The organism is Pseudomonas corrugata (genome assembly GCF_001269905.1).
In the GTDB taxonomy this organism is placed as follows: domain Bacteria; phylum Pseudomonadota; class Gammaproteobacteria; order Pseudomonadales; family Pseudomonadaceae; genus Aquipseudomonas; species Aquipseudomonas corrugata.
This window is the reverse complement of sequence record NZ_LHVK01000003.1, coordinates 447,187-472,682: the sequence shown is the minus strand read 5'-3', so window position 1 is coordinate 472,682 and position 25,496 is coordinate 447,187. Positions and strand designations below refer to the sequence as shown.

Genomic DNA, 25,496 nt, shown 5'->3' with positions numbered 1-25,496 from the left:
CATCCTTCAACAAATTTAATCGGGGTGCCGGCTCAGCCAGGCGTGCAACTCAGGAAAATGGTCTATTGCCAGTCTCGGCTCGAACGCCCGTAGCGCCTCGATCGTCTGCGCGCCATAACTGACAGCCACCGAACCCATGCCGGCGTTGCGAGCCATCTGCAGATCGAACGATGAATCCCCCACCATCAGCGCCTGCTCCGGGCGCACCTCGCAATGCGCCAGGATCTGCTCGAGCATCAGCGGGTGCGGCTTGCTGGCGGTCTCATCGGCGGCACGGGTGATATCGAAATAATCCTCCCAGCCATGAGCCTTCAGCACCCGATCGAGTCCGCGACGAGCTTTCCCAGTGGCAACGGCCAGGTGATAACCCTCCGCTCGCAATGCCCCAAGCGTATCTGCCACACCCTCGAACAAGGGCGACGGCTCCGCCTCCAGGGCAATGTAGTGGTCGGCGTAATGCTGGCGGAAAATCGTCAGCGCATCGTCATCGATGTCCGGATACAGGCTGCGAATCGCTTCCGGCAATCCAAGACCGATGATGCCTTTTACCGCAAAGTCATCGCGCCTGGCAAAACCCGTGCGGTCAGACGCGACATGCATCGACTCCACGATCCGACCAATTGAATTGGCCAGGGTGCCATCCCAATCGAAGATCAGGAGCTTGTAGTCAGGGCGCACTCAATCGCTCCACAGTCTTGGCCCACATGGCGTCCACGGGTGCCTGCAACTTCAGCTCACCCCCATCGGGCAGCGGTACGGTGAGCATATAGGCATGAAGAAACAGGCGTTTTCCGCCCAGATCCCGGATCTCGCGGCTGAAATCGTCGTCCCCGTATTTGGGGTCACCGGCGATGCAATGACCGGCATGCAATGTATGAACACGAATCTGGTGGGTACGACCGGTCACCGGCTTGGCCTCGACCATAGTGGCGAAGTCACCGAAACGCCGCAGCACCTTGAATACGGTGAGCGCATCCTTGCCCTCGTCGTTGACCTCGACCATGCGCTCGCCTGAGCGCAGGTTACTCTTGAGCAATGGCGCACGGACCTGCTTGATGGACGTCGCCCAATGCCCCCGCACGAGAGCCATATAGCGCTTGTCGATGCCGTCACCGCGCAGTTGCTCGTGCAAATGGCGCAGCATGCTGCGTTTCTTGGCGATCATCAGCAGCCCGGAGGTGTCGCGATCCAGGCGATGAACCAACTCCAGCTCCTTGGCGTCCGGCCGCAACTGACGAAAGGCTTCGATCACGCCGAAATCCAGGCCGCTGCCACCGTGAACCGCGATGCCTGCGGGCTTGTTGATCACAATCAGCGCTTTGTCTTCATAGATGATCGACTCTTCCAGGCGCTGCAGCAGGCCCTGGGCAACCGGCACCGGTTCATCGCGCTCGGGCACGCGAACCGGCGGCACGCGCACGATATCGCCGGCCTGGAGCTTGTACTCAGGTTTGATACGACCTTTGTTCACCCGCACCTCGCCCTTGCGCAAAATGCGATAAATCAAGGTCTTGGGCACGCCCTTGAGCCGAGCGAGAAGGAAGTTATCGATTCGTTGGCCGGCATATTCCGGCGAGACCTCGAGCAGTTGAACGCTCGGGGTCGAAGGGGCAGTAGTCGTCATGGCGGCGATCATAACAATTTTTTATGGAATTGAAGCACTTAATCATTGCTGCTATAGTCGCGAACGCCGCCAAAAGTGGCTGGACAGCGGACTAACGGTCAAAAACCGGCCCTGACCAACGCAATTCACGAGGACGAGAGGCCGTCCTACGGGGCTTTTGCCACGATTCGGTGAGTTAGCAGGTGTAACGAGCGCAGGTGACATGAGGCCTGAAATACGCCGCAAAGCAGAGTTTTCACTCGCCTTGCGCGCCACATTCACGGCCAGTTCACAAAGTGCAGTCAGTTGCTAGCGACCCCGGGCGAAAGCTTCGGAAACAACGCCTAATTTAGCCATGATGCGTGACCTCCCCTTCCGGAGCTCACGGTAAATGCCAACCCGCTGCGGATTCTGCGCGCGGCAGCACCCGAATTATCAGGGATACGTGTAGGGTGGAGATGTACAACCGTCGGACTGTGTAGCACTAGGCTTGTTTCAGACGCTTCATCTCGTCCACAGACGCCGGTTGATTCCTCCTCCTGACTGAGTGCTTGAGTACCAGCAAGCAGGACGCGTCCGTCGCGACTTCGCCATCATTGGGCCGAACTCGCTGGACACTGGAGTGGTCAGCCACTTCCATGACGCACCTGACACCGACCGTGAGAAGTCGTGTGTGCCGAACGCCGTTTCCGGCAGCCCGGAAACCGACGGTACTACATGAAAAGAATGCTGATTAACGCAACTCAACCCGAAGAGTTGCGTGTTGCACTGGTAGACGGCCAGCGCCTCTACGACCTGGATATCGAATCCGGTGCACGCGAGCAGAAGAAGGCCAACATCTATAAAGGCCGGATTACTCGCATCGAACCAAGCCTTGAGGCTGCCTTTGTCGATTTCGGCTCCGAGCGCCACGGCTTCCTGCCCCTCAAAGAAATCTCCCGCGAATACTTCAAGAAAGCCCCTGAAGGCCGCGTCAACATCAAGGACGTCCTGAGCGAAGGCCAGGAAGTCATCGTCCAGGTCGAAAAAGAAGAACGTGGCAACAAGGGCGCTGCCCTGACCACCTTCATCAGCCTGGCCGGCCGTTACCTGGTCCTGATGCCGAACAACCCGCGTGCCGGCGGCATCTCCCGCCGCATCGAAGGCGAAGAGCGCAACGAACTGCGTGAAGCCCTCAACGGCCTGGTTGCCCCGGCCGACATGGGCCTGATCGTGCGCACTGCCGGCCTTGGCCGCAGCAGCGAAGAAATGCAATGGGACCTCGACTACCTGCTGCAGCTGTGGACGGCCATCAAGGAAGCCTCGCTGGATCGCTCCGCGCCGTTCCTGATCTACCAGGAAAGCAACGTCATCATCCGCGCCATCCGCGATTACCTGCGCCAGGACATCGGCGAAGTGCTGATCGACAGCGTTGAAGCCCAGGACGAAGCCCTGACCTTCATCCGCCAGGTGATGCCGCAGTACGCCAGCAAGATCAAGCTCTATGAAGACAGCGTTCCGCTGTTCAACCGTTTCCAGATCGAAAGCCAGATCGAGACCGCTTTCCAGCGCGTCGTCGAGCTGCCGTCCGGCGGTTCCATCGTCATCGATCCGACCGAAGCCCTGGTGTCCATCGACATCAACTCGGCGCGCGCCACCAAAGGCAGCGACATCGAAGAAACCGCCCTGCAGACCAACCTTGAAGCGGCCGAAGAAATCGCCCGTCAGTTGCGCCTGCGCGACATCGGCGGCCTGATCGTCATCGACTTCATCGACATGACCCCGGCCAAGAACCAGCGCGCCGTGGAAGAAAAGGTCCGTGAGTGCCTGGAAGCCGACCGCGCCCGTGTACAGGTCGGTCGCATCTCGCGCTTCGGCCTGCTGGAAATGTCCCGTCAGCGTCTGCGTCCGTCCCTGGGCGAAAGCAGCGGCATCGTCTGCCCACGCTGCAACGGCACCGGCATCATCCGTGACGTCGAGTCGCTGTCCCTGGCGATCCTGCGCCTGATCGAAGAAGAAGCCTTGAAAGACCGCACCGCCGAAGTCCGCGCCCAGGTGCCGATCCCGGTGGCAGCGTTCCTGCTCAACGAAAAGCGCAACTCGATTACCAAGATCGAGCTGCGCACCCGGGCCCGAATCGTCATCCTGCCGAACGATCACCTCGAGACGCCGCATTTCGAAGTCCAGCGCCTGCGCGACGACAGCCCGGAAGCCCACAACAACCAGTCCAGCTACGAGATCGCCGCTGCCGCAGCCGAAGTGGAAGAAGTCCAGCCGGCTGCCGCCACCCGCACCCTGGTCCGCCAGGAAGCCGCTGTGAAGACTGCCCCTGCCCGCGCCAATGCTCCGGTTCCGACCGAAGTCGTCGCACCGGCACCGGCTCCGGTTGCTGCACCTGAGCCAAGCCTGTTCAAGGGCCTGGTGAAGTCTCTGGTCAGCCTGTTCGCGACCAAGGAAGAGCCTGCCGCACCAGCCGTGGTTGCCAAGCCTGCCGCCACCGAGCGTCCTGCCCGCAACGAAGAACGCCGTAACGGTCGCCAGCAGACCCGCAACCGCAACGGTCGTCGTGACGAAGAGCGCAAGCCACGCGAAGAACGTGCACCGCGTGAAGAGCGTGCACCACGTGAGCCTCGTGAAGAGCGCCAGCCTCGCGAAGCCCGTGAGGAAGTGCCGGCCGTAGCCCGCGAAGAACGCGCTCCACGCCCGCCGCGTGAAGAGCGTCAACCGCGGGCTCCACGTGAGGATCGCAAGCCGCGTGGCGAGCGTGAAGAACGTGTTCGCGAACTGCGCGAGCCCCTGGATGCCGCCCCGGCCGCTGCCACCAACGCTGAAGAGCGTCCGGCTCGCCAGCCTCGCGAAGAGCGCGCACCACGCCCTCCGCGTGAAGAGCGTCAACCACGCGCCGAGCAGACCGCCGCCGCTACCAGCGAAGAGGAAGTGCTGAACGCCGAAGAGCAACTGCAGGAAGACGGCCAGGATAACGCCGAAGGTGATCGTCCACGCCGCCGCTCCCGTGGCCAGCGTCGTCGCAGCAACCGTCGTGAGCGTCAGCGTGATGCCAACGGTAATGTGATCGAAGGCTCGGAAGAGTCCGAATCCACCGAAGCGCCAAGCACAGCAGACCTGGCCGCCGGCCTGGCAGTGACCGCGGCAGTTGCCAGCAGCACGGTCAGCGCTCCAGCCGAAGCCCAGGCCAACGAACAGGCCGAACGCGCTACCGCTGCGGTAGAAGATGCGCCGGTTGAAACGCCGGTGGTCGAAGCTACTACCGCTGTGCAAGTGACGGCCTCGCCAGAAGTGGAAATTGCACCAGCTCCTGAAGCCCAGCCTGAAGCTGCCGTCGAGCCTGCACCGGTCGTCGAACAGCCGGCGGTGGCAGCAGAAACTTCCGTTGAAGCTGCTGTTGAAACGGACGCCGAGGAAAAAGCACCGACACCTGTGCGCGAAGAGCAGACCGCGTTCAACTGGAACCCGGAACCTGCCGCACCGGCACCGGTGGTCGAGCCAGAGCCGATGCCAGAGCCTGTCAAGGCAGCCGAGCCTGCAGTGGTCGAGCCAGCGCCAGTGGTTGAAGCCCCGGTGGTTGTCGAAGCACCGGCCCCCGTCGAGGAGCCTGCTCCCGCCAGCGCCTTGACCGCGAACGGTCGCGCTCCAAACGACCCGCGTGAAGTGCGTCGTCGCAAGCGTGAAGCCGAGCGCCTGCAGAAGGAAGCCGAAGAGGCTGCCGCCCAGGCGTCCGTTGCCGAGCCGGCCCCCGCAGTGGAAGTAGTCGAGGCAACTCCAGCCCCGGTGACTGAAACCGCAGCCGAACCAGCTCCGATCGAATCGGCGCCGGTGACCGACGAAGCTCAGCCTTCCGCTGAAGCTGAGGAAGTCACACCTCATCGCGCCCCAATGGAAAAAGAGCACGAGCCCAAGCCTCACGCCTGATTCCATAGCCCAATAAAAAGCCCCGCTTGGTAATGCCAGGCGGGGCTTTTTATTTCGTGTCGACTATCAGGTCGTCATCGCGAGCAGGCTCGCTCCCACAAGAGATCTGCGTCGATCAAAAATTCTCAACCCACCGCAGGAAAATGTGGGAGCGAGCCCGCTCGCGATAGCGGCAGCCCATTCAACATCAATGTTATTGCTGGAAATTCAAAGCCTCAGGCACATCCACATCCCAAACCACACCAGGATCGTCAACCGTAATCTCGACCACTCGCGCCCCGGTAAACAATACCTTCGCACCACGATCGCCGGTCAGCGCCATCAATTTCGGGCCAAACTCGCGGCCAAACCCTACGGGATGCCCATATTCACCCTCATGAACCGGCACGCAGATGCCATCCTCGGCAGTTCCCGCCGCCACCCGTTCGATGCTGGACGGCAGAATAAATGGCATGTCAGCCAGCACAATCAACCAGCCAGCCAGGTCCGGGCATGCCTGGACACCCGCTGCGATGCTGTCTCCCAGGCCGGGGGAGTCCAGTTCGACGACCTCGCATCCATAGGCCTGGGCCATGCGAATGGCCTGTGGGCGCCCTCCGCGCGTCACCAGCAGCCGCTTTTCCAGGGAAGCTGGCAGATTCAACAGCACCTGCTCAATCACTGAGCGGACGGCGCCGTCACGCCCCGTGCAGTCAGCCAATAACTTATCCTTGTCGGAACCGGCAATCTGACGAAAACGGCTGCCCAGTCCGGCCGCGACAATGATCACGCCAATAGATCCGCTCATGCGCCCTCCTTGTCCCTACCCACGGCCTACAACGGCTTCTTCTGCCGCAGTTCGACGCCGTTCTTGATCGCCACGATTTCGGCCAGCAGCGACAAGGCGATTTCCGCCGGGGTGTGGCTGCCGATGTGCAGGCCGATCGGACCATGCAGCCGCTCAATGGCCTGTGCTGACAAGCCTAGCTGAAGCAGGTTGTCCCGGCGCTTCCGACTGTTGACCCGCGATCCCAGGGCCCCCACATAAAAAGCCGGGGAATCCAGGGCGGTCAGCAAGGCCATGTCGTCCAGGCGCGGATCATGAGTCAGGGCAACGATCGCCGTGCGCTCGTCGGTCTGGATATTCAACACTGCTTCGTCGGGCATCCCCGAGACGAAGCGGCCGTGCTGTTCTTCCCAGCCGTAGACGAATTCCTTGCGCGGATCGCAGATCAGCACTTCGAAGTCCAGTAACCGGGCCATTTCAGCGACATAGCGCGACAATTGCCCGGCTCCGATCAACAACAACCGCCAACGTGGCCCGTAGATGGCGCGCAGGGTCCGTCCATCGAAAACCAGCACGTCGCTCTTGCTGGCGGGCGTCAACACCACATGGCCGGTGGCAATGCTCAGCTCACGGGCGACAATCTGATGGGCTTCACAACGCTCCAGCAGTTCGGCGACCCATTGCGGGTCACCGACACGCTCTTCCGTCAGGCGCAAGGTACCGCCACACGGCAAACCAAAGCGCGCCGCCTCCTCGCGGGTGACGCCGTAGGTGATCATCTGCACCGGCAGACCGTCCGCCGGGATGCGGCCGTCATGCAATCGGGCAATCAGGTCATCCTCGACACAACCGCCCGACACCGAACCGATCACCACCCCGTCTTCGCGCAAGGCGAGCATAGCCCCCGGAGGTCTTGGCGCGGTGCCCCAGGCCTGAACCACCGTGAACAACACCACGCGCTGCCCGGCGCGGCGCCACTGGAGCACGCTACGCAGGACGTTCAGGTCAACGCTGTCCATCAAGCCTTGGCCTGCTGCCAGCCTTGCAACTGATAGCGTACCGGCAGGTTGCGGATACGCTGGCCGGTGGCGGCGAAAATCGCATTGCACAGCGCCGGCGCAATCGGCGGCACCCCTGGCTCACCGACACCGCCCAACGGCACCTCGCCTGGTGGCGTGACCAGGTGCACCGCCACTTCCTTGGGCGCCAGGGACATGCGCGCCACTTCATACATGTGGAAGTTGTCCTGCTGGACCTTGCCATCCTTGAAACTGATCTCCCCCACCATCGCATTGCCCAGGCCCATGACGCAGGCGCCTTCGAACTGGGAGCGGATGCGCTCGGGGTTGATCTGCGGGCCGCAATCGACGGCGATGTTCGCCTTGTGCACGATCACCGTGCCGTCCTCCTTGACCTCCACTTCAATGGCGGCCGCCACGTAGGTGACGAAGCTGTAATGAACTGCCAGCCCCAGGCCACGGCCCTTGGGCAGTTTCTGTCCCCAACCGGCCGCCTTGGCAGCGGTTTCCAGCACGGTGCGGATCCGCGCCGTATCGATGGGATAGCGCTCGGGGGATTCACCGTAGTTCCAGTCTTCATTCAAGGTACGCGGGTCGATCTCGCGATCCGGGCCGAGCAACTTGAGGTGGTACTTCAGCGGATCCTGGCCGGCCTTGTGGGCCAATTCGTCGATAAAGCTCTGGATGGCAAAACCGTGAGGAATGTTCGACACCGAGCGGTACCAACCCACCCGGGTGTGAGCCACCGCTTCGGGGTTCTCCAGGCGCAGATTGGGGATGGCGTAGGCCATGTTGGTCAGGCCCATACCTACTTCGAATGGTGCCTCGTGGACCATATTCGGCGCAAACAGCGCGGTGATGCTCGGCGCTACGGTTCGATGCAGCCAGCCGGACGGCATCCCGTCCCGGTTCAAGCCGGCCTTGAGGTATTCGGCCGATACAGTGTGGAAATACGAGTGATGAATGTCATCCTCACGAGTCCACTGCACCCGAATTGCCTGGCCCGCAAACTCCTTGGCCAGCACCGCCGCCTCGACGACGAAGTCAGGCTTGGATTTGCGGCCAAAACCGCCACCCAGCAGCGTGATATTGATCGTGACCTTGTCAAAAGGGATTCCCAATCGTTCGGCGACGCGCTCTCGGGTCACCTGTGGCGCCTGGCTCGGTGCCCAGGCTTCGCAGTGGCCGTCCTTGAACCGGGCAATGGCCACCATCGGTTCCATCGGTGACTGGGACAGGTGCGGCAGGTAATACGAGGCTTCCAGGGTCGAATCGGCCTTCGCCAGCGCATCGTCGAGGTCACCGGTGCTGCGCAGGACTTTTCCGGGCTTGAGAGCCGCAGCCTCAAGCTCCTTGCGATAGGCGATCGAGTCATAAGCGGCATTCGGACCGTCATCCCACTCGATTTTCAGCGCGTCGCGCCCCTTGATCGCGGCCCAGGTATTCTTCGCCACCACCGCCACGCCCCCCAGGGGCTGGAACTCCGAGGGTAGCGGACGCCCTTCGATCTGCACCACTTTGACCACGCCCGGTACTTTCAGCGCCGCGCGGTCATCCACGCTTCTGACCTTGCCGCCATAGACCGGTGGGCGCGCCACGACCGCATAAAGCATGCCGTCCAAATGCACATCGGCGCCGAACACGGCGCGACCGTTGACGACGTCCGCACCGTCGATGGCCCGGCTCGCCTCCTTGCCAATGTAGCGAAACTCGGCAGGTTGCTTGAGGCGCAAGCTATCACGGGCAGGCACCGGCAAGGCGCTGGCTGCGGCGGCCAATGCCCCGTAGCCCAGTTTCCGACCGGAAGGCTGGTGCACCACGTTATGCAACTGGGCATGGCATTCACCCACCGGAACGTTCCATTGGGCCGCGGCGGCCTGCTCCAGCATGGTCCGGGCGGCGGCACCGCAACGGCGCATCGGCTCGTACCAGTGGCGCATGCTGCGCGAGCCGTCGGTGTCCTGGTTGCCGAAACGTGCCTCATCGGCCGGCGCCTGCTGCACCTTCACCAATGCCCAGTCGGCGTCCAGTTCATCGGCCACCACCATGCTGAGGCTGGTGCGCACACCCTGGCCCATTTCCGAACGGTTGCAGATCACCGTCACGCTGCCATCGGCGGCAATGCTCACGTACACCTTCGGGTCATCAACCGCGCCATGGGGCATGCCCTCGGCACCGAATTTCTTTTCCTCGGCAAAGGCATCCGGCATGCCCCAACTGGCGGCCAACACCAGCACACCGGTGGCGCTCGCACCCTTGAGGAAGCCACGTCGACTGAGATTGCTCAGCACGAAATCATTGGGCAAACGGCTCATGCCTTGGCCTCCTTCAGGTGCGTGGAAGCCTGGCGGATCGCAGTCTTGATCCGGTTATACGTCCCGCAGCGGCAGATATTGCCGACCATGGCTTCCTCGATCTGCTCATCGCTCGGGTTGGGGTTGCTCTTGAGCAAGGCGGTGGCGGACATGATCTGCCCACCCTGGCAGTAACCACATTGGGCCACGGCGGTATCGAGCCAGGCCTTTTGCACGACCTGTCCAACCGGGTCGGCATGCAGCGCGTCGATGGTGCTGACGTTCTGCCCCTGCACCGAGCCTATCGGCGTGATGCAACTGCGCGCCGGAGCGCCGTCGATGTGGATGGTGCACGCGCCGCACAGGCCCATGCCGCAGCCGAATTTAGTGCCGTTGTACCCAGCGACATCCCGGATAGCCCACAGCAGCGGCATGTCCTCGGTCACATCCAGTTGATGGTCTTGTCCATTGAGTTTCAGGGTAATCATGGGCACGCCCGCATAGTTATCGAGTTATGGGGTCGAGCAATCTGCCGCTTGGGTGACGGTTCGGCGTCGCAGACTGGCTCAGGCTGATCGGGCTCTCTTATCCAGACACGCACGTGTCTGCACCGGGCCCTCTACGGTGCGTAGCGTCGCATCGTCAGCAGATTAAATTAACCCAGGTTCAAGCAAAACGCCCTGCACAATCCTGCACAAATGATGCTTGTGCGAGGTTTGTGCAGGGCGTCCCCGGTGCATGGCGAACCTTGACTCAGTAGCGATTGGGCTCCATTTCCAGGTCAACCTGGAAACGTTCGGAAATATCTTTTTGGATACGCTGGGCCAGGTCCAGCAGTTGAAGACCAGTGGCCTCGCCATAGTTGACCAGCACCAGCGCCTGCAACTTATGCACGCCGGCATCGCCCTCACGAAACCCCTTCCAGCCAGCACGCTCGATCAGCCAGCCCGCGGCGATTTTCATCTGGCCCTCGGGCTGTGGATAAGCCACCAGATCGGGGTATTGCACCTTGAGTTGCGTGACGTGCGCGGCCGGCACCAGCGGGTTCTTGAAGAAACTGCCGGCATTGCCCAGCACGGCCGGGTCCGGCAATTTTTCGCTGCGGATGCTGCAAATGGCCCGGCTGACATCGATGGGTGTCGCCTGGTCGATGCCCTGCTCGGTCAATCGTTGACGGACCGGGCCATACTCCAGGTGCAGATGAGCGGCACGACTGAGGGCGAAGCGCACCCGCAGGATCAACCAACGACCCGGTTGCTGCTTGAACAGGCTGTCACGGTAGGCGAAACGACATTGCTCGAGCGTGAAATCCCGCAACTCGCCAGTCTGGCGGTCCAGGGCGGTAAGGCCGGCAAAGACGTCCTTTATTTCCACGCCATAGGCGCCGATGTTTTGCATCGGCGCGGCGCCCACCGTACCGGGGATCAGGCTGAGGTTCTCCAGCCCCGCCCAGCCTTGCGCCAACGTGTGCTGGACGAAAGGATGCCAGGGTTCTCCGGCCTCGGCCTCGATCACCACCCGATCACCCTCATCGCTCAGCAGACGGATCCCGCGACTGGCCATGCGCAACACCAACGCATCGATGTCGCCGGTAAGCAGCAGATTGCTGCCTCCACCGATCACCAACAGCGGCACCTCATGCCCGGCGGCGTAGGCCAGCGCCTCGCGGATATCCCCATCACCATGGGCCTCGGCGAACAGCCGGGCCTTGACGTCCACCCCGAAACTGTTGAACGGCTTGAGGCTGACGTCGGCCTGTACCTGCAAGCTCATAGCCGTCCCTTCAATTCGATCACCAAGCGATCCGTGGCGCGTTCGATCAGGTCCAGGACCTGCTCGAAACCCTGTTCGCCGTCATAGTATGGGTCCGGTACGTCATCGACTCCGGCCTCGTAGCGCCGCAGGAACAGATCCAGTTCAGCACGGCCATCGGCCGGCTGCAGAGCCTTGAGATTGCGCAGGTTGCTGCTGTCCATCGCCAGGATCAGGTCATACGCGGCGAAATCGGCGCGGCTGACTTGTCGGGCGCGCTGGGCCGACAAATCATAGCCGCGCCGCAGGGCCGCGGCCTGGCTGCGCTTGTCCGGCGGCTTGCCCACATGCCAGTCACCGGTGCCAGCGGAGGCCACCTCCACCTGCCCGGTCAGCCCGGCCTCGTGCAGTTTGTGTCGCAGGATGCCTTCGGCGGTAGGCGAACGGCAGATGTTGCCGAGGCAGACGAACAGAACCCGCATCAGGCCTCCAGCAGGCGACGGACGCGCTCAAGATCTTCCACCGTGTCGACGCCGGTTGGCGGGGCGATCAACGCATCGGCAACATGGATCCGCACACCGTGCCAGAGCGCGCGCAGCTGCTCCAGGGCCTCGGTGTTTTCCAGCCAGCACGGACCCCAGGCGACGAAGTCCTGAAGAAAACCGGCGCGGTAGGCATAAATGCCGATATGGCGACGATATGGCACACCTTCAGGCATGACATCACGGTTTTGAGCGAACGCATCTCGAGCCCAGGGCAATGTAGCGCGACTGAAGGTCAGCGCCAGGCCGTCCAGATCACTGATTACCTTGACCACGTTCGGGTTGAACAGGGTCTGCACGTCCTTGATCGGCTCGGCCAGCGTGGCCATGCGCGCTTCGGGATGGGCCGCCAGGTTGGCTGCGACCTGATCGATCACGCTGGGCGGGATCAGCGGTTCGTCGCCTTGCACGTTGACCACGATGGAGTCGGACTCCAGGCCCAGCTTCGCGGCAACTTCCGCCAGGCGATCAGTGCCGGAATTGTGATCTTCCCGAGTCATGACCACCTCGGCACCAAAGCCCTCGCAGGCCTCGACGATGCGCTGGTCGTCCGTCGCCACTACCACGCGTCGGGCGCTGCTCCTGCAGGCCTGTTCCCACACGTGCTGGATCATCGGTTTGCCGGCGATCGACAACAAAGGTTTGCCGGGCAAGCGCGTCGAAGCGAAGCGCGACGGGATTACAACGGTGAAGTCGACGCTCATTTATCCAGGCGCTCATCGGTGGTCAGGGTACGCGCTTCGCTTTCGAGCATCACCGGGATGCCGTCACGAATCGGGTAAGCCAGGCCAGCGCCCTTGCTGATCAGCTCGGTCTTGTCGGCACTGAGCTTGAGCGGGCCTTTGCAAACCGGGCAGGCCAGGATATCGAGCAGTTTGGTGTCCATGGAATTTCCCCTGGATAAGGTTCTTAAGGTAATAGCCGATCCGGCAACAGGCGCATCAACTGCGTATCGAACCATGCCTCGAAGGCCGCTGAAGGCACGGCGTCCACCGCCAGGTACCACCAGTCGGAAGCGGCAAAGGCACGGCATTTGACCGCGTCCTTTTCCGTCATGACCACCGGTAGTGGCGGTGTGAAATTCAAGGCCTCGAAGCTGTATTCGGCATGGTCGGCAAACCCGTGCGGTATAGGCCGCCAGTGTAGCGTTTCGAGGGTCTTGAAGAAACGTTGCGGATTGCCGATACCGGCCACGGCATGCAAGGCCTGACCGGACGAAAAGTGGTCGAGGGGGCGTCGTTCGCCACTGGCCAGATTCACCAGGGCGGTGGGCCGCAGTTCGAAGGCGAAACCGTCTTCACGATCGGCACCGGCGCCGTTGTAAAGCACCGCATCCACCGACTGCAGGCGCTCGACCGGTTCGCGCAACGGACCGGCAGGCAGGCAACGCCGGTTGCCCAAGCCGCGGGCATTGTCGATCAACACCAGTTCGAGATCGCGAGCAAGCCGGTAATGCTGCATGCCATCATCGGACAGGATCAGGTCCAGCGGTTCCGATGCCAGCAGCGCCTGGACCGCGCGGCTGCGATCCGGGTCAATCATCAGCGGTACGCCGGTGCGCTGAACGATCAGCAAAGGCTCGTCACCGGCGATATCGGCGCCCTGCTCAGCCTCGACTCGCCACGGCAATTGCGGCGGTTTGGCGCCATACCCCCGGCTGACCACGCCAACCCGCAGGCCACAGCGCTGGCAGTGCTGGATCATCCACAGGATCATCGGCGTCTTGCCGGTGCCACCCACGGTGATGTTGCCCACCACCACCAGCGGCACGGGCGGCTGATAGATATCGCCCTCACCCGCCAGGAAACGCTCACGCTTGCCGACCACCACGCGCCGGTACAGCCACTCCAGTGGCCGCAACAGCACCAGGGCCGGGTGACCGTCATACCACGCGGCAAGCAATCGATCGGACATGGCCATCAGGGTGCGGGCGCCGCCTCGACCGTGGTCATGCGCAAGTGGCTGAAGCCGAGCTTGCCGGCCGCGTCCATGGCGGTGATGACCGATTGATGGGGAGTCTTGCCGTCAGCACTGATGGACAGCGGCAGGTTGGTGTCGCCCCCGGACTCTTTCTGCAACACCTCGATCAGGGTCGCCAGGTCGCTCTTGGGCAACAACTGGTTGTTTACCGAAATCGACCCTTCTGCGCTGATGGTGATTTCCAGATTCTTCAACTGCTGGTCTTCGGCCGGCGAACCACTGACCGCCTGCGGCAACTCGACTTTGAGCTGGGTTTCCCGGGTAAAGGTGGTGGTCACGACGAAAAACAGCAGCAGGATGAACACCACGTCGATCAGCGACGCGAGGTTGATCTCGATGTTTTCCCGTGGTTTGCGGCGGAACTTCACTTCTTGCTCCCGGCCAGGTCCACGTCACGATCGCCCTGCACCACCTCGACCAACTTGATGGCTTCCTGCTCCATGCCCACCACCAGCTCGTCGACGCGGCGCTGCAGGAACCGATGGAAGAACACCGACGGGATACCCACCATCAGGCCCGCGGCGGTGGTGATCAAGGCTTTGGAGATACCACCGGCCAACGCCGAGGCATTGGTACTTACGCCGGATCCGGTAAAGGCGCTGAAAATGTCGATCATGCCCAGCACCGTACCCAGCAGGCCCAGCAACGGGGCCATGGCGGCGATGGTACCCAGGGCATTGATGTAGCGCTCCAGCTCATGGATGACCCGGGCCGCGGCTTCCTCTATGCACTCTTTCATGATCTCGCGACCATGCTTGGAGTTGGCCAGGCCGGCCGCCAGGATCTCGCCCAATGGCGAACTGGACCGCAGCTCCTTGAGCTTGTCCTTGTTAAGTTGTTTGTCCTTGATCCAGACCCAGACCTGCCCGAGCAAATGCTCCGGGGTCACGCGGCTGGCCCGCAGGGTCCACAGGCGTTCGGCAACGATACCCAGTGCCGCGATGGAACTCAGAATGATCGGCAACATCATCCAGCCGCCGGATTTGACCAATTCCCACACAGTGACTGCCCCCTCGAAAAAGTGCGCCACTTTATCATAGAGACTCGCCATGCAGACCCGTCCCGCCGACTAACGTAGGTGCTGGCGAAGCCTGCGATCTTTTGATCTTGATCTGGTGGTGTTCGCTCGGGATGCAATTGTCTGGGGCAAGATCGCTGCCTCGCTTCGCTCGACCGCTCCTACACGCTGGAATTTCAGGGCCCCGCAGCCGGCGGGTCACGCCAGTAGCGCCGATGGCCGGCCTGGGTATCCGGCAGCTCGAAGGCCCCCAGTTGCAGACGAATGGCGCCCTGTTCGGCACTGTCGTAGATCGTCATGTCCAACCGTCGATACCGGGCCATCACCTGAGGATGCGGATGGCCAAACGCGTTGCCCTGGCCCCGGGAGATCAACACCGAATGTGGCTTGAGGCGCGACAGCAACGCCATCGACGATGAGCTGCGGCTGCCATGGTGGGGCGCAGCCAGCCACTGGGTCGGCACTGCCAGGGGGCCATCGAGCAACGCGCGCTCGGCATGGGTATCGATGTCGCCGGTCAACAGGATCCGTTCACCGTTGGCCTCGACCAGCAAGACGCAGGATTTCTGGTTGCTTTCATGGGCCGACAACCATTGCCACACTTCGAAGCGCACGCCGTCCCATTCCCAATGTTCGCCGCTGTCGCAGGCCTCAGCTTCAAGGGCGACGGGCAACGCGGCCGGATCGCCGCTGATTACCCGGAACGTTGCCAGCCCGTTACGCACGGCCTGGGCACCGCCGGCGTGATCGGCATCGGCATGGCTGAGCAGCATCAGGTCCAGCTTCCGCACTCCCAGTTTGCGCAAGGTCGGTAGCACGACACGCTCGCCCACATCGGCATCGCCGAAACGTGGTCCTGCGTCATAGAGCAGGTTGTGGTGACGGGTGCGCACCAGCACTGCCAGCCCCTGGCCAACGTCGAGTTGCCAGATATGCGCTCGCCCTGACGGCACCTCTTCCCGTGGTGCAAACACCATCAGCAGCAACATCGGCCACCCCAGTAGACGCAGCGGCACGCCCTTGGGCAATAACAGCACAAAGGCGCCGAGCGCTGCGATGCACCACGTCCACAGAGGGACCGGAACGGGGACCCAGACCGGCACTCGCCCGGCCACCAGCGCGAGCCCCTCGAACATCAGGTCGAGCAACCCCCCGGCGATCCATAGCAGCGCTTCACCGATGAACGGCACCGGCAGCAATACCGTGCCGAGCAACGCCGACGGCAGTACCAGCAGGCTGATCCAGGGCACCGCCAGAAGATTCACCAGCGGCCCGCTGAGGCTCACGGGCAGGCCCAATATCAGCAACAACGGGCACAATCCGACTGCCACCAACCACTGGGCGCGGGTCCAGGTTTGCCACCAGCGCCAGGGTCCCAGGCGCCCGCCGAAGGTGAACATCAGTACCGCGACTGCGGCAAATGACAGCCAGAATCCCGGCCGCAGGCTGGCCAAAGGATCGAACAGCAGCACGCCATCGAAAGCCAGCAGCCACGCCCACCAGGGATCGGGGTGTTTGAAGCGCAAGCGCCACAGCAGCACCAGGCCAATCATTGCGCAGGCCCGCCGCACCGGCACCTCGAACCCGGCAAGCAAGCCGTAGCCCAGGGCCGCGAAGAAGGCCAGGGCACAGGCCCACGGTAACCATGGCAGACGCCCCGGCCACACGCCATAACGCGCCGCACCGGCCACCAGCAGGTACACCAGGCCGGCAAGCAAGCCGATGTGTTGTCCGGAAATGACCAGCAGATGGACCGTGCCGGTGTCTTGCAGCACCTGCCAGTCTTCACGGCTCAACCCGCCGCCATCGCCCAGGACCAATGCCATCAGCGCACCGGAGCGGCCTTGGGCATCGACCTGTGCCAGTGCCTGGCGTACCCCGTCGCGCCAAGCCCCCTGGGCCGGTTGCAAACGACGACCATCCTTGACCGTACCGGTTGCGCCAATGCCTCGACTCAGCAACCAGGCTTCATGGTCAAAACCGTGCGGGTTCATCAGCCCGGCGGGCCGCTTCAGTTTCACCGCCAACCGCCAATGCTCGCCACTGCTCACCGGTGCCCCCCCGAACCAGGCCAGACGCATTGACGTCGGTAGCCGGGTGCGACGCGATCGTGCCTCGACCAGATCGAAGCGCACCACGCCGTCACTGTAGTGCGGCAACCCGGTGACACGCCCTTCGACCCAACGGGTTTCGCCATCCAGCAACGCCGGCAGGCGCTCGTCCAGCGCGAACTGCGCCGACAGGCAGGCCCAGGCCAGCCCCAACAGGAAAAAACCCAGCGGATACATTCGAAACGGCAGCACCATCAGCGCCAGCATCGGCAACGCGGCGACCAGCCACAACGGCGGCAATGCCGGAAAGAAAACCGGGGCCACCAGCCCCAGTGCAAGCGCGACCCACCCTGTGCGCATAACCCATCCTTGAGAGTTCTCTCTCCAGGCTTAGCCGATCTGCGGCACCGTGGGCGTTATCAATTGTCACAAACTCTGAATCTGCCGGACTTAGAATCCGGACATACTTGCCGCTTCATTGCTTTAGAACCGACCGAGAAGCCTTATGCCCCGGCGCCTATTCAAACGTTACCTGCCAGACCCAGCGAGCATCCGGGAACACAAGTCCTTACGTTTTCTCGGCACCCTCTTGCATGACCCCAACCTCTGGCACCTCAATCGCCATTCAGTGGCCCGGGCGATGGCGGTCGGCCTGTTCGCAGCTTTTCTCCCCATTCCCTTGCAAATGCTCCTGGCCGCAGCGTTGGCCATCGTGGTACGGGGCAACATTCCGATTGCGGTGAGCCTGGTCTGGCTGACCAACCCCATCACCATGCCGGCGGTGTTTTTCTGCACCTACCAGACCGGCGCCTGGCTGATGGACGTGCCGGCCCGGACCTTGCCGGATGAACTGACCTGGGCCTGGATCACCGAGCAGGTGTCCACCTTGTGGCAGCCGTTCCTGCTGGGCTCGGTGGTGACCGGCCTGGTGCTGGGCGCACTGGCCTACTTTGTCACCATGAGTTATTGGCGCTGGTGGGTGGCCCGGCAATGGAACCGGCGCAGGAAAAGCCGGATGTGAAAAAAGAAGGCCTCCAATTTGGAGGCCTTCTTTTTGCGGCGTATCTGCGGCTAAGACAGATCAAGTGTGGGAGCGAGCCTGCTCGCGATTGCGATGGGTCAGATCCGACGCCATCGCGAGCAGGCTCGCTCCCACAGGGATCAGGTGCGCATGCCACGCCCACTGACCAGCAACCGGGCGCAACCGATATAGAGCGCCACGGTCGCCACCAGCATGAAGGTAATCGCAACGCTGATGCGGATATCGGAAACCCCGAGGATGCCGTAGCGGAAGGCGTTGACCATGTGCAGTACCGGGTTGGCCAGGGACACCGTCTGCCAGAACAATGGCAGCAGGGAAATGGAGTAGAACACTCCGCCCAGGTAAGTCAGCGGCGTGAGCACGAACGTCGGGATGATGGAAATGTCATCGAAGTTGCGCGCAAATACGGCGTTGATGAAACCCAGCAGCGAAAAGATCGTCGCCGTGAGCACCACCACCAGTATGGTCACGCCCAGGTGATGCACCTGCAGATGGGTAAAGAACAGCGACAGCAAGGTCACGATCAGGCCCACCGCCAGGCCGCGCAACACGCCGCCCAGGGCATAGCCGATCAGGATCGTGTGGGGCGAAACCGGCGAAACCATCAACTCTTCGATCGAGCGCTGGAACTTGCTGCCGAAGAAGCTCGACACCACGTTGCCGTAGGAGTTGGTGATCACCGACATCATGATCAGCCCCGGCACGATGTAGTCCATGTACGTGAAGCCGCCCATGTCGCCGATCTGCCGGCCGATCAGGTTGCCGAAAATCACGAAGTACAAAACCATGGTGATGGCCGGCGGCAGCAGGGTCTGCGGCCAGATCCGCGTGAAACGCCGGACTTCGCGGTAAACGATGGTATTGAGGGCGATGAGGTTGGGGCGCAATTCGGAACTCATACCGCCTCCTTTGCCAGGTTTTTCTCCACCAGGGACACGAACAGCTCCTCGAGGCGATTGGTTTTGTTGCGCAGGCTCTGCACTTCGATGTTCTGCAGGGCCAGTTGAGTGAATAGCCCGGTGATGCCGACGGTTTTATCCACCTGGACCTCCAGGGTGTGACGGTCCACCAGCCGTGCCGGATAGCCGATCAGTTGGGGAGCGGCCATCAGGTCACTCTTCAGATCCAGCAGGAACGTCTCCACGTGCAGTTGGCTGAGCAACTGCCGCATGCTGGTGTTCTCGACGATGGTGCCGTGGTCGATGATGCCGATGTTGCGGCACAACTGTTCGGCCTCTTCCAGATAATGGGTGGTGAGGATGATGGTGATGCCTTTCTGGTTCAGCTCGGTCAGGAAGGTCCACATCGAGCGACGCAGCTCGATGTCCACGCCCGCGGTCGGTTCGTCGAGGATCAGCAAGCGCGGCTCATGCACCAGTGCACGGGCGATCATCAGCCGGCGCTTCATGCCGCCGGACAACGAACGGGACGGCACGTCGCGCTTGTCCCACAACCCCAGCTGGGTCAGGTATTGCTCGGCGCGCTCGTTGGCGATCTTCGGCGGGATGCCGTAATAACCCGCCTGGGTCACGACGATGTCGAAGGTCTTTTCGAACTGGTTGAAATTGAATTCCTGGGGCACCACGCCAATGCAGCGCTTGAGCGCGGCAGGCTCGCGGTCCAGGTCATGGCCGAAGACATTCACTGTGCCGCTGGTCTTGTTCACCAGGGTGGAAAGAATGCCGATGGTGGTGGATTTGCCGGCACCGTTGGGGCCGAGCAAGGCGAAAAAATCACCTTCGGCAACGTCCAGATCGATACCACTCAGGGCCTGGAAACCGTTGCCGTAGGTTTTGGTTAGCTGCCGGATGGACAGAGCGGAACTCATATCGGATCTACGCACCAAGAAGGGAGGAAAGGAATACATGAGGGCGAGCGGCGAGCAATACAACCACAACGCATGGACGCCATGGTGCTTGGCGCCGCTGCACAAGTACAGTCACGCGTGTCGATAGTAAGTATTAAGTCAACGCGGTCATGACGGCCTTGCGGTAAGCCGGGCGCTGTTGCAACCGCCGGTACCAGGCTTCGAGATGAGGCTGCGCCGCCCGCTCGATGGGCATTTCGAACCAGGCATAAATGAAACTGCCCAGGGGAATGTCGCCCATGCCGATGTCCTCACCCGAGAGATAGGGTTGTTCGCTCAAGGCCTCGTCTGCCATTGCCAGCAAGCCCTCACACTCCTTGATCGCTGCCTGGATGGCGGGCCAGTCCTGCTGCTCTGCTGGCGTGCGAACGATCCCCCAGAACACGGTGCGAAACGGCCCGGCAAAGGACGATGTGGTCCAGTCCATCCATTTGTCAGCCGTGGCTCGCGCCTGGAGATCGCTCGGATACCAGGCTGAACCGGGCGCATGGCGAGCCAGCAGATAACGTACGATGGTGTTGGATTCCCACAGCACGAAACCGTCGTCTTCGATCATTGGAACGCGACCGTTGGGGTTCTTCGCCCGGTACTCCGGGGTGTCCACTACCCCGAATGCACCACCCGCATCGATGGCCTCGAAGGCCAGCCCCAGCTCTTCGGCGCACCACAGTGCCTTGCGGACATTCGATGAATTCTTCCGGCCCCAGATCTTCAGCATCACGGTTTCCCTCAGTGGATAAGTGCCGCAGCAGCATACGCCGGATCAGTCGCGGCTCAAATCGTCACCATGCCCCGGAACCGAACTGATCCCCTCACCACAGGTTCTGGGTTCGCTTTTATGATTTAGCGTCCGGGCTCGATCCACAGCTAATGTCATTTCAGCCAAATCATGGCGTTTTCTCACTTTTCCAACGAACCATTTCCCACGATTGTTGCCAACCAGACTGGTGCAATGCATCCGGGGTTTCCCGCGAAATCAATCACATTGCGCTGACCGCCGCTTTTACAGATGCCGTCTAAGCTCTGTGGGTCGGTTTTGCCCTGGTTCACGGAGGACTTCCTATGCTGTTGTTGTGGATACTGGTTCTGGTCGTCGGGATAGCCTGGCTGGCCCATCGGCGCACCGCCCCGCTGCCCGTACTGGGTATCGTCGCGGTCTACCTGCTGGCGATGGGCATATTCAGCCATGCCCCAGGCGCGCTGATGCTGATCCTCTGGATCATGCTCGGCGCTATCGCGGCACCTTTGTTGCTGCCGGACCTGCGTCGCAGGTATTTCAGCGCGCCGATGTTCGACTGGTTTCAGAAGACCCTGCCGCCCATGTCGGAAACCGAGCGCGATGCCATCGACGCCGGCACGGTGTGGTGGGATGGCGAGCTGTTCAGCGGCCGTCCGGATTGGGACCGGTTGCTGGCCTATCCCAAGGTGCAACTGACCGAAGAGGAACAGGCGTTTCTCGACGGTCCCACCGAAGCACTCTGCGCCATGGTCAGCGACTGGCAGATCGGCCAGGCCATGGACCTGCCGCCCGAAGCCTGGGCGCACATCAAGGAACATGGATTCTTCGCACTGATCATTCCGAAGGAATATGGGGGCAAGGGCTTCTCCGCCTATGCCCACTCCCAGGTGGCGATGAAGCTGGCCACCCGCAGCGGCGACCTGGCCTCCACGGTGATGGTCCCAAACTCCCTTGGCCCGGCGGAGTTGCTGCTGCACTACGGTACAGAGGAACAACGTGACCATTACCTGCCGCGACTGGCCCGTGGCGACGATATTCCATGCTTCGCCCTGACCGGGCCCCTCGCCGGTTCCGACGCCGGTGCGATGCCCGACACCGGCATCATCTGCAAAGGTGACTGGCAAGGCCAGGAAACCCTGGGCCTGCGTCTGAACTGGGAAAAGCGCTACATCACCCTGGGCCCCGTGGCCACCCTCCTCGGCCTGGCTTTCAAGGCCTATGATCCCGACCACCTGCTGGGGGACGAGGAAGACCTGGGCATCAGTCTTGCCCTGATTCCCACCGACACTCCCGGCGTCCATATAGGCCGGCGCCACCTGCCCTTGGGTGCAGCGTTCATGAACGGGCCGAACTGGGGCAAGGACGTGTTTATTCCACTGGACTTCCTCATCGGCGGCCAACCCATGCTCGGCAAGGGCTGGATGATGCTGATGAACTGCCTGTCGGTCGGCCGTTCGATTTCCCTGCCAGCCGTGGGCACCGGAGCAGCGAAGTTCACCAGCCTGGTGACCGGCCAGTACGCCCAGGTACGCGAACAGTTCAACGTGCCGTTGTCAGCCTTCGAAGGCATCCAGGAAGCCATGGCACGTATCGGTGGCAACGCCTGGATGATGGATGCCGCCCGCATGCTGACCGCCAACGCGGTGGACCTGGGGGAAAAGCCCTCGGTGCTGTCGGCGATCCTCAAGTACCACCTGACCGAACGCGGCCGCGAGTGCATCGGCCACGCCATGGACGTGCATGGCGGCAAAGGCATCATCATGGGCCCGAACAATTACCTGGGGCGCAGTTGGCAAGGCGCGCCGATCTTCATCACCGTGGAAGGCGCGAACATCCTGTCGCGCAACCTGATGATCTTCGGCCAGGGGGCGATCCGCTGCCATCCGTTCGTGCTCAAGGAAATGGCCTTGGCGACACGCGAAGACAAGGACCAGGCGCTGGTCGAGTTCGACGGCTTGTTGCTCAAGCACATCGGCTTCGCCATAAGCAACGCGGCCAGCACCCTGGTGCTGAACCTGGGACTGGGGCATTTCGACCGGGCTCCCGGCAACACCCTGAGCCAGGGGTATTTCCGCGCGCTGAATCGACAGGCAGCGGCCTTTGCCCTGCTGGCGGACCTGAGCATGATGCTGCTGGGCGGTGAACTCAAACGTCGCGAACGCCTGTCGGCGCGCCTGGGCGATGTACTGAGCAACCTCTACCTGGCCTCGGCGGCCCTCAAGCGTTATCACGACCTGGATTCGCCGGACCACATGACGCCGCTGTTCACCTGGGCCCTGGAGGAGAGTCTCGGCCAGTCGGAGCGTGCGCTGGACGAACTGTTGGCCAACTTCCCGAACCGGCTGCTGGGCGGCCTGTTGCGCTGCGTGGTGTTCCCCTTCGGTCGGCGCCACAAGGGGCCAAGCGACCGGCTGGATGCAGAAGTGGCCGCAGTGATCGGGCGGGCCAAGGGCGACCCGACGCTCGAAGAATTGCTGCAAGGCTGCTATCGCCCGAACTCGGTCGATGATCCGGTCGGCGCCCTGCAACACGCCGCCGACCTGCTGATGGCGGCCCAGCCGTTGCAGAAAAAATTGCATGCGGCGCTCAAGCACGGTCAGCTCAATCCGGCTCCCGGCGAGCACCCTATCGATGCGGCCCTCGAAGCCGGTGTGCTACAGGCTGGCGAAGCCCAGACCCTGCTCGCGGCCGAAACGGCGCGGCGCAAGGTGATCGACGTGGACGATTTCGACAAGAAGGCCCTCACGCTTGCCGAGGACAAGGTTCGTTGATTTTGGACTGGCCCCATGCTGACCCACGGCCATGTAAAAACCGGCGCGGGCGCTTTATACTCCCGCGCCCGTTTTGCTCTTGAGGACTTATCTCGTGTCCAATGTCGTTGCCGATCACCTTGTCTTGCTTGACCACTTGCGCAGCATCCTGGTCGCCGTAGGTGAGGCCGAACAGGTTCCCGAAGAAAGCCATGCGCTGTTCCTGGAGCGCTTCGATGAATTGCGCGCGCAATTGCCCGTCGATCCGATCGAAAGCCAGTACCTGGGCCAGGACCTCCTCTGCCAGGTGATCGTCCGTTATCCACAAATCGCCCACCTGGTGCCGCGTGACCTGCTGTGGTACTTCGGCGGTGACTGCCTGCACTACATGCCCGACGAGGAAATCGACCTGTACCAGGCCCTCGAGGAACGTCGTTTCGAAGCCGAACAGAATGACGAACCTTTCGACTGGAACCAGGAGAAGCAATTGCTGGCGATGTCGGACCAGGACAGCAAGCACTGATTGCGATCAGTCATGCAAAAGCCCGCACGGTTAACCCTGCGGGCTTTTTTGTGCCCCTGCCAAAGGATGTTGTCCATGGAGGCGCCAAAAAAATCCGAAAAAGACGTTTTATTGACGCATCCATCATCACTTTTTTCACCCCCGCCACTTTTCAGACGTTTTTTTCAATTTCGGCGTGGCGCTTTGCCATGGGTGAACTACCGTCAATCAGAAGCGAGCAAGGTGACCGGCAAATCGCCTCAGGCGAACTGTTTGCGCCAGTCACCGCTCGACAGCCTGGGTCTATTTCCGGGTGGTGAGATAGGGGGGCAGCCCGGACCCCATAAATGATCCGTGGCAACTGGTTAAGTCTAGGGACGGCCTGTCTGTCGAGGAGCATTCTATGAGCTATCGTACCGCGCCCGCGTTGAAACACTTTATCCATGGCCTGTTCCTGATGGGCCTTGGGCTGGATGCGGCGCAGGCCGCAGCCAGCAATTGTTCGCAACTGGACAACTTGCCGGCGACCTTCGAGGTCGGCCAGGGACTCCAGAGCGAGTTGCGCATCCTGGCCCCCGTGACCAAACTCGCGGTGGGCGACCCGAAAATCGCCGACGTGCAGCCCAGTGGCAGCGACGCGTTCATTCTCACGGGCGTAGCGCCGGGCGCTACCAGCCTGATGGTCTGGACAGCGTGTTCGAAGATGCCCCGCCAGAGCATGATTTTCGTCAAAGGCAGGGCCACTGAAGCACTGACCACGGCAGCGAGCGTGCCTTCCGAAGATCCGATGCTGCTCGCCCAGGTGCAGACCGACATCCGCTTCGTCGAGGTCAGCCGGACCAAACTCAAGGAAGCCTCGACCTCGATCTTCGGCAGCCGCGGCAACTTCCAGTTCGGAGCACCGAGGACCCTGCCCACCATCGGCGGTGTGGTCCGGCCTTCACTGCCGGTCAATAACGACATGTTCAACCTGTCCTTCGCCACCGGACAAACCTTGCTGATGATCAACGCGCTGGAGGGCAGCGGCTTTGCCTATACCCTGGCGCGTCCGAGCCTGGTGGCCCTCAGTGGGCAGAGCGCAAGCTTCCTGGCCGGCGGCGAGGTGCCGATTCCAGTGCCCAGTGCCGGCAGCGACAACGTGTCTATCGAGTACAAGGAGTTCGGTATCCGCCTGACCCTGACGCCGACGGTCATCGGTAAAAGCCGCATTGCATTGAAGGTAGCCCCGGAAGTCAGCGAGCTGGACTTCACCAATGCCGTGAACATCGCCGGCACGCTGGTTCCGGCGCTCACCGTTCGCCGCACCGATACCAGCATTGCCTTGGCCGACGGCGAAAGCTTCGTCATCAGCGGCCTGATCAGCACACGCAACGCCTCCCAGGTGAACAAGTTTCCCGGTCTGGGCGATATTCCGATTCTCGGCGCCTTCTTCCGTAACCACTCCATCGATCGTGAGGAACGGGAACTGCTGATGATCGTCACGCCGCACCTGGTCCAACCGTTGGCCGCCGACGCACAACTGCCGACCTTGCCGGGCGAACAATTGCGCAACTATGACCCGAACTTTTACCGCATGTATTTCCTCGAACACGGCGAGTTCGACAACCGTAGCGGGCTTTCCCAATGAGCCGGCGCCTGATGTGCAGGGAAGCGGGGGGGCAG

Annotated in this window: 23 protein-coding genes; 6 read left to right on the top strand and 17 right to left on the bottom strand. The window is 62.0% G+C overall.

The annotated features are described in order from the left end of the window. Nucleotides 1-15: 15 nt before the first annotated feature. On the bottom strand, nucleotides 16-678 hold the full coding sequence (locus tag AD665_RS02460; protein ID WP_024776911.1) for an HAD-IA family hydrolase: 663 nt from the start codon (nucleotides 676-678) through the stop codon (nucleotides 16-18). Beyond that, nucleotides 668-1,624, bottom strand: coding sequence for a 23S rRNA pseudouridine(955/2504/2580) synthase RluC (gene rluC / locus AD665_RS02455; RefSeq protein ID WP_024776912.1), 957 nt, complete (start codon nucleotides 1,622-1,624; stop codon nucleotides 668-670). The genes AD665_RS02460 and rluC overlap by 11 nt, the downstream gene beginning before the upstream one ends. 696 nt (nucleotides 1,625-2,320) lie before the next feature. Between rluC and rne the strand changes: the two genes are divergently transcribed. Beyond that, nucleotides 2,321-5,512, top strand: a complete 3,192-nt coding sequence (gene rne / locus AD665_RS02450; protein ID WP_053190753.1) for a ribonuclease E — start codon at nucleotides 2,321-2,323, stop codon at nucleotides 5,510-5,512. A gap of 193 nt (nucleotides 5,513-5,705) precedes the next feature. Here the strand turns inward: rne and AD665_RS02445 are convergent, their stop codons facing one another. The 12 genes from AD665_RS02445 to AD665_RS02390 all read right to left on the bottom strand — a co-directional run bounded on the left by AD665_RS02445 (nucleotide 5,706) and on the right by AD665_RS02390 (nucleotide 17,294). Further along, on the bottom strand, nucleotides 5,706-6,299 hold the full coding sequence (locus tag AD665_RS02445) for a nucleotidyltransferase family protein (RefSeq protein WP_024776914.1): 594 nt from the start codon (nucleotides 6,297-6,299) through the stop codon (nucleotides 5,706-5,708). Between the two features lie 26 nt (nucleotides 6,300-6,325). Beyond that, complete coding sequence (locus AD665_RS02440; protein ID WP_053190750.1) at nucleotides 6,326-7,297, bottom strand: XdhC family protein; 972 nt, start codon at nucleotides 7,295-7,297, stop codon at nucleotides 6,326-6,328. Further along, nucleotides 7,297-9,612 (bottom strand): xanthine dehydrogenase family protein molybdopterin-binding subunit, encoded by a 2,316-nt coding sequence (locus AD665_RS02435; RefSeq protein WP_053190748.1) that lies wholly within the window; start codon nucleotides 9,610-9,612, stop codon nucleotides 7,297-7,299. Before AD665_RS02435 ends, AD665_RS02440 begins: the two co-directional genes overlap by 1 nt. Further along, entirely contained in the window at nucleotides 9,609-10,079 is a 471-nt protein-coding gene (locus AD665_RS02430; RefSeq protein ID WP_024776917.1) for a (2Fe-2S)-binding protein, read from the bottom strand. The genes AD665_RS02435 and AD665_RS02430 overlap by 4 nt, the downstream gene beginning before the upstream one ends. A gap of 265 nt (nucleotides 10,080-10,344) precedes the next feature. Continuing rightward, on the bottom strand, nucleotides 10,345-11,364 hold the full coding sequence (murB, locus tag AD665_RS02425) for a UDP-N-acetylmuramate dehydrogenase (RefSeq protein ID WP_024776918.1): 1,020 nt from the start codon (nucleotides 11,362-11,364) through the stop codon (nucleotides 10,345-10,347). Next, nucleotides 11,361-11,825 (bottom strand): low molecular weight protein-tyrosine-phosphatase, encoded by a 465-nt coding sequence (locus AD665_RS02420; protein WP_024776919.1) that lies wholly within the window; start codon nucleotides 11,823-11,825, stop codon nucleotides 11,361-11,363. The genes murB and AD665_RS02420 overlap by 4 nt, the downstream gene beginning before the upstream one ends. Beyond that, a complete protein-coding gene (gene kdsB / locus AD665_RS02415) occupies nucleotides 11,825-12,589 on the bottom strand; it encodes a 3-deoxy-manno-octulosonate cytidylyltransferase (RefSeq protein ID WP_053190745.1) in 765 nt (254 codons plus the stop codon). Before kdsB ends, AD665_RS02420 begins: the two co-directional genes overlap by 1 nt. Further along, nucleotides 12,586-12,771 carry a Trm112 family protein gene (locus AD665_RS02410; RefSeq protein WP_003179363.1) on the bottom strand — a complete coding sequence of 62 codons (186 nt, stop codon included), beginning with the start codon at nucleotides 12,769-12,771 and terminating at the stop codon, nucleotides 12,586-12,588. Before AD665_RS02410 ends, kdsB begins: the two co-directional genes overlap by 4 nt. Nucleotides 12,772-12,794: 23 nt before the next feature. Then, a complete protein-coding gene (gene lpxK, locus AD665_RS02405; RefSeq protein ID WP_024776921.1) occupies nucleotides 12,795-13,805 on the bottom strand; it encodes a tetraacyldisaccharide 4'-kinase in 1,011 nt (336 codons plus the stop codon). Continuing rightward, the gene (locus tag AD665_RS02400) at nucleotides 13,805-14,233 is read right to left on the bottom strand and encodes an ExbD/TolR family protein (protein ID WP_024776922.1); all 429 of its coding nucleotides are present in this window, start codon (nucleotides 14,231-14,233) and stop codon (nucleotides 13,805-13,807) included. Before AD665_RS02400 ends, lpxK begins: the two co-directional genes overlap by 1 nt. After that, on the bottom strand, nucleotides 14,230-14,865 hold the full coding sequence (locus AD665_RS02395) for a MotA/TolQ/ExbB proton channel family protein (protein ID WP_162164403.1): 636 nt from the start codon (nucleotides 14,863-14,865) through the stop codon (nucleotides 14,230-14,232). The genes AD665_RS02400 and AD665_RS02395 overlap by 4 nt, the downstream gene beginning before the upstream one ends. Nucleotides 14,866-15,059: 194 nt before the next feature. Continuing rightward, nucleotides 15,060-17,294: a DNA internalization-related competence protein ComEC/Rec2 gene (locus AD665_RS02390; RefSeq protein WP_053190742.1), complete on the bottom strand. Its 2,235-nt coding sequence runs from the start codon at nucleotides 17,292-17,294 to the stop codon at nucleotides 15,060-15,062. A 145-nt stretch (nucleotides 17,295-17,439) separates the two neighbouring features. Between AD665_RS02390 and AD665_RS02385 the strand changes: the two genes are divergently transcribed. Further along, nucleotides 17,440-17,955 carry a DUF2062 domain-containing protein gene (locus AD665_RS02385; RefSeq protein ID WP_024776925.1) on the top strand — a complete coding sequence of 172 codons (516 nt, stop codon included), beginning with the start codon at nucleotides 17,440-17,442 and terminating at the stop codon, nucleotides 17,953-17,955. Between the two features lie 140 nt (nucleotides 17,956-18,095). Here the strand turns inward: AD665_RS02385 and AD665_RS02380 are convergent, their stop codons facing one another. The 3 genes from AD665_RS02380 to AD665_RS02370 all read right to left on the bottom strand — a co-directional run bounded on the left by AD665_RS02380 (nucleotide 18,096) and on the right by AD665_RS02370 (nucleotide 20,561). Next, nucleotides 18,096-18,875 (bottom strand): ABC transporter permease, encoded by a 780-nt coding sequence (locus tag AD665_RS02380; protein WP_024776926.1) that lies wholly within the window; start codon nucleotides 18,873-18,875, stop codon nucleotides 18,096-18,098. Continuing rightward, complete coding sequence (locus AD665_RS02375) at nucleotides 18,872-19,804, bottom strand: ABC transporter ATP-binding protein (protein WP_053190739.1); 933 nt, start codon at nucleotides 19,802-19,804, stop codon at nucleotides 18,872-18,874. Before AD665_RS02375 ends, AD665_RS02380 begins: the two co-directional genes overlap by 4 nt. A gap of 133 nt (nucleotides 19,805-19,937) precedes the next feature. Next, the gene (locus tag AD665_RS02370) at nucleotides 19,938-20,561 is read right to left on the bottom strand and encodes a glutathione S-transferase (protein ID WP_053190737.1); all 624 of its coding nucleotides are present in this window, start codon (nucleotides 20,559-20,561) and stop codon (nucleotides 19,938-19,940) included. 344 nt (nucleotides 20,562-20,905) lie between these two features. Here AD665_RS02370 and AD665_RS02365 point away from each other — a divergent pair, with 344 nt between their 5' ends. The 4 genes from AD665_RS02365 to AD665_RS02355 all read left to right on the top strand — a co-directional run bounded on the left by AD665_RS02365 (nucleotide 20,906) and on the right by AD665_RS02355 (nucleotide 25,461). Beyond that, a complete protein-coding gene (locus AD665_RS02365; RefSeq protein ID WP_053190735.1) occupies nucleotides 20,906-23,353 on the top strand; it encodes an acyl-CoA dehydrogenase in 2,448 nt (815 codons plus the stop codon). A gap of 94 nt (nucleotides 23,354-23,447) precedes the next feature. Continuing rightward, a complete protein-coding gene (locus tag AD665_RS02360; RefSeq protein WP_024776930.1) occupies nucleotides 23,448-23,855 on the top strand; it encodes a PA2817 family protein in 408 nt (135 codons plus the stop codon). 75 nt (nucleotides 23,856-23,930) lie between these two features. Continuing rightward, complete coding sequence (locus AD665_RS27275; RefSeq protein ID WP_147460434.1) at nucleotides 23,931-24,185, top strand: hypothetical protein; 255 nt, start codon at nucleotides 23,931-23,933, stop codon at nucleotides 24,183-24,185. Nucleotides 24,186-24,237: 52 nt separating this feature from the next. After that, entirely contained in the window at nucleotides 24,238-25,461 is a 1,224-nt protein-coding gene (locus AD665_RS02355) for a type II and III secretion system protein family protein (protein WP_053190732.1), read from the top strand. Nucleotides 25,462-25,496: the final 35 nt, after the last annotated feature.

What these genes read in the sequence shown, in the direction of transcription:
- AD665_RS27275 (WP_147460434.1), top strand. Translation starts at nt 23,931, where the DNA reads ATGGAGGCGCCAAAAAAATCCGAAAAAGACGTTTTATTGACGCATCCA.
- AD665_RS02370 (WP_053190737.1), bottom strand. Translation starts at nt 20,561, where the DNA reads ATGCTGAAGATCTGGGGCCGGAAGAATTCATCGAATGTCCGCAAGGCA.
- AD665_RS02390 (WP_053190742.1), bottom strand. Translation starts at nt 17,294, where the DNA reads ATGCGCACAGGGTGGGTCGCGCTTGCACTGGGGCTGGTGGCCCCGGTT.
- AD665_RS02435 (WP_053190748.1), bottom strand. Translation starts at nt 9,612, where the DNA reads ATGAGCCGTTTGCCCAATGATTTCGTGCTGAGCAATCTCAGTCGACGT.
- AD665_RS02355 (WP_053190732.1), top strand. Translation starts at nt 24,238, where the DNA reads ATGAGCTATCGTACCGCGCCCGCGTTGAAACACTTTATCCATGGCCTG.
- AD665_RS02445 (WP_024776914.1), bottom strand. Translation starts at nt 6,299, where the DNA reads ATGAGCGGATCTATTGGCGTGATCATTGTCGCGGCCGGACTGGGCAGC.
- AD665_RS02420 (WP_024776919.1), bottom strand. Translation starts at nt 11,825, where the DNA reads ATGCGGGTTCTGTTCGTCTGCCTCGGCAACATCTGCCGTTCGCCTACC.
- lpxK (WP_024776921.1), bottom strand. Translation starts at nt 13,805, where the DNA reads ATGGCCATGTCCGATCGATTGCTTGCCGCGTGGTATGACGGTCACCCG.
- rluC (WP_024776912.1), bottom strand. Translation starts at nt 1,624, where the DNA reads ATGACGACTACTGCCCCTTCGACCCCGAGCGTTCAACTGCTCGAGGTC.
- AD665_RS02410 (WP_003179363.1), bottom strand. Translation starts at nt 12,771, where the DNA reads ATGGACACCAAACTGCTCGATATCCTGGCCTGCCCGGTTTGCAAAGGC.
- rne (WP_053190753.1), top strand. Translation starts at nt 2,321, where the DNA reads ATGAAAAGAATGCTGATTAACGCAACTCAACCCGAAGAGTTGCGTGTT.
- AD665_RS02375 (WP_053190739.1), bottom strand. Translation starts at nt 19,804, where the DNA reads ATGAGTTCCGCTCTGTCCATCCGGCAGCTAACCAAAACCTACGGCAAC.
- AD665_RS02380 (WP_024776926.1), bottom strand. Translation starts at nt 18,875, where the DNA reads ATGAGTTCCGAATTGCGCCCCAACCTCATCGCCCTCAATACCATCGTT.
- murB (WP_024776918.1), bottom strand. Translation starts at nt 11,364, where the DNA reads ATGAGCTTGCAGGTACAGGCCGACGTCAGCCTCAAGCCGTTCAACAGT.
- AD665_RS02385 (WP_024776925.1), top strand. Translation starts at nt 17,440, where the DNA reads ATGCCCCGGCGCCTATTCAAACGTTACCTGCCAGACCCAGCGAGCATC.
- AD665_RS02365 (WP_053190735.1), top strand. Translation starts at nt 20,906, where the DNA reads ATGCTGTTGTTGTGGATACTGGTTCTGGTCGTCGGGATAGCCTGGCTG.
- AD665_RS02430 (WP_024776917.1), bottom strand. Translation starts at nt 10,079, where the DNA reads ATGATTACCCTGAAACTCAATGGACAAGACCATCAACTGGATGTGACC.
- kdsB (WP_053190745.1), bottom strand. Translation starts at nt 12,589, where the DNA reads ATGAGCGTCGACTTCACCGTTGTAATCCCGTCGCGCTTCGCTTCGACG.
- AD665_RS02440 (WP_053190750.1), bottom strand. Translation starts at nt 7,297, where the DNA reads ATGGACAGCGTTGACCTGAACGTCCTGCGTAGCGTGCTCCAGTGGCGC.